Origin of the sequence: Caballeronia sp., assembly GCF_028292365.1 — a bacterium.
Classification (GTDB): Bacteria; Pseudomonadota; Gammaproteobacteria; order Burkholderiales; family Burkholderiaceae; genus Caballeronia.
Map to the genome: position 1 here is coordinate 1 of NZ_JAQGMM010000500.1, position 3,904 is coordinate 3,904.

At 61.7% G+C, this 3,904-nt stretch carries 4 protein-coding genes; 3 read left to right on the forward strand and 1 reads right to left on the reverse strand.

Annotation, left to right across the window (positions count from 1 at the left end; translation table 11 throughout):
- Positions 1–128 (reverse strand): SDR family NAD(P)-dependent oxidoreductase (locus JWR14_RS29265; protein WP_299716122.1); only part of this gene is annotated, 128 nt, incomplete at its 3' end.
- A gap of 383 nt (positions 129–511) precedes the next feature.
- Between JWR14_RS29265 and dalD the strand changes: the two genes are divergently transcribed.
- From dalD to JWR14_RS29280, 3 genes are all read left to right on the forward strand, one after another.
- The gene (gene dalD / locus JWR14_RS29270) at positions 512–1,903 is read left to right on the forward strand and encodes a D-arabinitol 4-dehydrogenase (RefSeq protein WP_299716114.1); all 1,392 of its coding nucleotides are present in this window, start codon (positions 512–514) and stop codon (positions 1,901–1,903) included.
- A gap of 122 nt (positions 1,904–2,025) precedes the next feature.
- Positions 2,026–3,507, forward strand: coding sequence for a xylulokinase (xylB, locus tag JWR14_RS29275; RefSeq protein ID WP_299716117.1), 1,482 nt, complete (start codon positions 2,026–2,028; stop codon positions 3,505–3,507).
- A gap of 140 nt (positions 3,508–3,647) precedes the next feature.
- A partial coding sequence (locus JWR14_RS29280) for a MarR family transcriptional regulator (protein WP_299716119.1) occupies positions 3,648–3,904 on the forward strand: 257 nt, incomplete at its 3' end.

Genomic DNA, 3,904 nt, shown 5'->3' on the forward strand with positions numbered 1-3,904 from the left:
CGATTGCGCGCTGCCGCGACCACACGCGCACCCGCCGCACGCAAATGAATGACTGTCGTCCGTCCAATGCCGCTCGATGCGCCGGTAACCAGCACCGACTGTCCGCTGAAATCGAAATTTGTTTGCATGATTCAGGATGCCTGCAAGTTGAGCCGTGATTGGAAAGTATCGCTGTCGCGGGTAATTCTCCACCGAAAATCCGCTCGCTCGTCGATACGCTTTTTAACTGCGCCTTGTCGGCAGGCGATGGACGTCGAATTTGGTGCAGCGCAATAGAGATCGCGTTCCGCCAAACATCTTCTGCCCCCAAAAAAGCCACGCAAAAACGCAAACGGAAATGCTGCGCAGTGCCTTGACTTTCATCGAATCGAATACGATCATTCGCTCACAGAACGAGCAAATGATCGACGCAACGCGGATTTGGCTCTGCGCCACCCGCGTTTCGGCGACAACGAGACACAGCACAGCGCCCGGCACCGCATGAGGCGCATCCAGATCAGAGGAAGACGACATGACTACCGAAAGCCACGCAGCCGCCGACGTGATCCTGCACATCGGAGCGGGTTCTTTTCATCGTGCGCATCAGGCGTGGTACCTGCACAAGCTGATTGAATCAGGCGACACGCGCTGGTCGCTCACCGTCGGCAATATCCGCGGCGACATGAATGCCGTGCTGGAAGCGCTGGCCGCCCAGAACGGCACCTATACGCTGGAAACCGTCACGCCGCAGGGCGAGCGGGCGTATGAAACCATTCGCTCGATCACGAAGGTCGTGCCGTGGGCAGCGGACCTGAACGCGCTGGTGGCCGCGGGCGCTGCGCCTGAGTGCAAGATCGTGTCATTCACGGTGACAGAAGGCGGTTATTACCTCGATGAACACCATAAGCTGGATACAGCAAATCCCGATCTGGCTGCTGACCTGAAAGGCGCCCGCACGACCATCTATGGCGCGCTCGCCGCTATTCTCGACGCCCGCATGAAGCAGAACGCGGGCAAGGTGACGCTGCAGAACTGCGACAACCTGCGCAGCAACGGGGACCGTTTTAAAGCCGGCATGCTTGAATTCCTGCAACTGCGCGGCGAGACTGCGTTGTGCGACTGGATGATCGCAAATACGTTGTGCCCGAACGCGATGGTCGACCGCATCACGCCACGCCCCACGCCCGATGTCCGTGAACGCGTGCTGGCCGCCACCGGTTTCGACGATAAAGCCCCCGTCATGGGCGAAGCATTCATTCAGTGGGTGATCGAGGACGAATTTATTGCGGGGAGGCCGGCATGGGAGAACGTCGGCGCGGAAATGGTGCATTCCGTACTCCCGTATGAGGAAGCCAAGATCCGCATCCTCAACGCAACGCATAGCTGTATTGCGTGGGCGGGAACGCTTGTCGGGCACCAATACATTCACGAAGGCACGCAAGACGCCGATATCCGCAAGCTCGCCGAAGCCTACGTGACTGAAGACGTGATCCCGTGCCTGTCGCCGAGTCCGATCGATTTGGCCAAGTACCGCGATGTCGTGCTGGACCGCTTCGTCAATCCGTATATCCAGGACACGAATCAACGCGTCGCCGCCGATGGCTTCTCCAAGATCCCCGGGTTTATCGCGCCGACCTTGCGTGAATGCTTTGCACGCCACGTCGATCCGAACGCCACGGCCATGTTGCCCGCGCTGTTCTTCCGCTTTCTCGAACGCTGGCACGAAGGCAAGCTGCCGTACGCCTACCAGGACGGCGTAATGGACCCCGCCACCGCGCACGCTTTCTTCGAGGCCGACGATCCGGTGAAGGCCTTCGTCGCGGATAAACTGCTCTGGGGCAGTCTCGCGCAAAGCGCTGATCTGGAACGCGTGCTGCGCGCGGCGCTTGGCCGTGTCGATGTTTGGCTCGCCAAGCGCGCCTAAGCTGTCCAATCACCCTTCTTCATGCCCGTCCGGTGTTATTGCCAATGGCGTAACACCGGCAGCGGCGCTACATTAGCGCCTCCGGTTTCCCGCGGCTTTTAGCCTTCATCAAGGGTTCGTCCATGTATTTAGGCATCGATCTCGGCACCTCCGAAGTAAAAGTTCTCCTGCTCGCGAGCGACGGCACTGTCGTCGGCACGGCGGGCACGCCCTTCACCGTATCGCGTCCGAAGCCTCGCTGGTCCGAGCAAAATCCACTCGACTGGTGGGACGGCACGCGCGCCGCGCTCTTCGCTTTACGCGATAAATTCCCGCAAGAGTTTGCGCAGGTCCGTGGCATTGGTTTGTCGGGACAGATGCACGGCGCGGTGTTGCTCGACTCCGAAGATCGCGTGCTGCGGCCGGCGATCCTCTGGAACGACATGCGCAGCGACAAGGAATGCGACGAGCTGACGGAGCGCGCGTCGGAGTTGCACCAGATCGCCGGCAATCTTGCGATGCCCGGTTTCACCGCACCGAAGCTGCTATGGGTGCAGCACAACGAGCCGGACATTTTCAATCGAACGGCGTGCGTGTTGTTGCCGAAAGATTATTTGCGGCTCCATCTGACCGGGACAAAAGTATCCGATCCGTCGGATGCCGCCGGCACTTTGTGGCTCGATGTCGCGCGCCGCGACTGGTCGGATGAACTGCTGGCAGCATGCAACATGACGCGCGCGCAGATGCCGGCGCTGGCCGAAGGCAGCGAGCCGTCAGGCACGCTGCTGCCCGAGCTCGCCCGCGAACTTGGTTTGCGCGATGGCGTGATCGTCGCGGCCGGCGGTGGCGACAATGCGGCAAGCGCGGTCGGTATCGGCGCGACGGAACCGGGCGATGGTTTCCTCTCGCTCGGGACCTCGGGCGTGCTGTGCGTGGTCGGCGATCGCTTCCGGCCGAATCCATCGTCGGCGGTGCATGCGTTCTGTCACGCCATTCCCGATCGCTGGCATCAGATGAGCGTGGTGTTGTCGGCCGCGAGTTGCCTGCGCTGGGTCTGCAAGCTCACCTCGACCGACGAACCCACGTTGCTCGCCGAAATCGCCGCACTCGATCCCGCTGCATTAGAGATCGCGCCGCTCTTCCTGCCGTATCTCAGTGGCGAACGCACGCCGCATAACGACCCGTACGCGCAAGGCGTGTTCTTCGGCATGACGCACGCAACCGACCGCGCGTTGCTCGGTTACGCCGTGCTCGAAGGCGTGACGCTCGCGCTGACCGATGGTCTCGACGCGTTGCAGGCCGCCGGCACGGAAGTGCATGCGCTGTCGCTGCTGGGTGGCGGTGCGCGTAGCAAGTACTGGGGCCAGTTATTAGCCGATGCCCTCAACACCCGCACGCGCACCCACGGCGGCGGCGAGACCGGCGCGGCGCTTGGTGCTGCACGGCTCGGCTGGCTGGCCGCGGGCGGCGATCCGGCTGTTGTGCTCGCCAAGCCGCCCGTGAAGGATGAGTTCATCCCGAACGCGGAGCGCCACGCAATCCTGCGGCAACGGCTGAAGGGTTTCCGCGAGTTGTACCAGCACGTGCGGCCATTGTTCGACCCGGCGCGTCCGCGGCTCGCGTGATGGTTTGCATGATGACTTAAACGGCGCTGGCGAGTTTTTGCCCTCCGGCGCCGAACGTGCACAATGTCGACCTTTCGCGTGCCTTTATGGCGCGCGATTCTCTTTGTATTCGACACGAACGACCCAGACATCGAGCCACTGTGCCCAAGTCCAACGAAAAACTCGATCTCGCCACCCGCGCCGCGTGGCTGTATTACGTCGCGGGCAATACGCAGAATGAAATAGCGGAGAAGCTGCAGATCTCGCGACCCGTCGCGCAGCGGCTGGTCGCGTTCGCGGTGGAAAAGAACCTGATCCGCGTGCGCGTGGATCACCGGATTGCCGATTGCCTCGCACTGGCCGCGAAGTTATCGAAACGATACGGCTTGTCGATGTGCGAAGTCGTGCCTATAGACGG

Excerpts from the sequence above, each read along its gene's own strand:
- dalD (WP_299716114.1), top strand. The coding sequence starts at position 512 with ATGACTACCGAAAGCCACGCAGCCGCCGACGTGATCCTGCACATCGGA.
- xylB (WP_299716117.1), top strand. The coding sequence starts at position 2,026 with ATGTATTTAGGCATCGATCTCGGCACCTCCGAAGTAAAAGTTCTCCTG.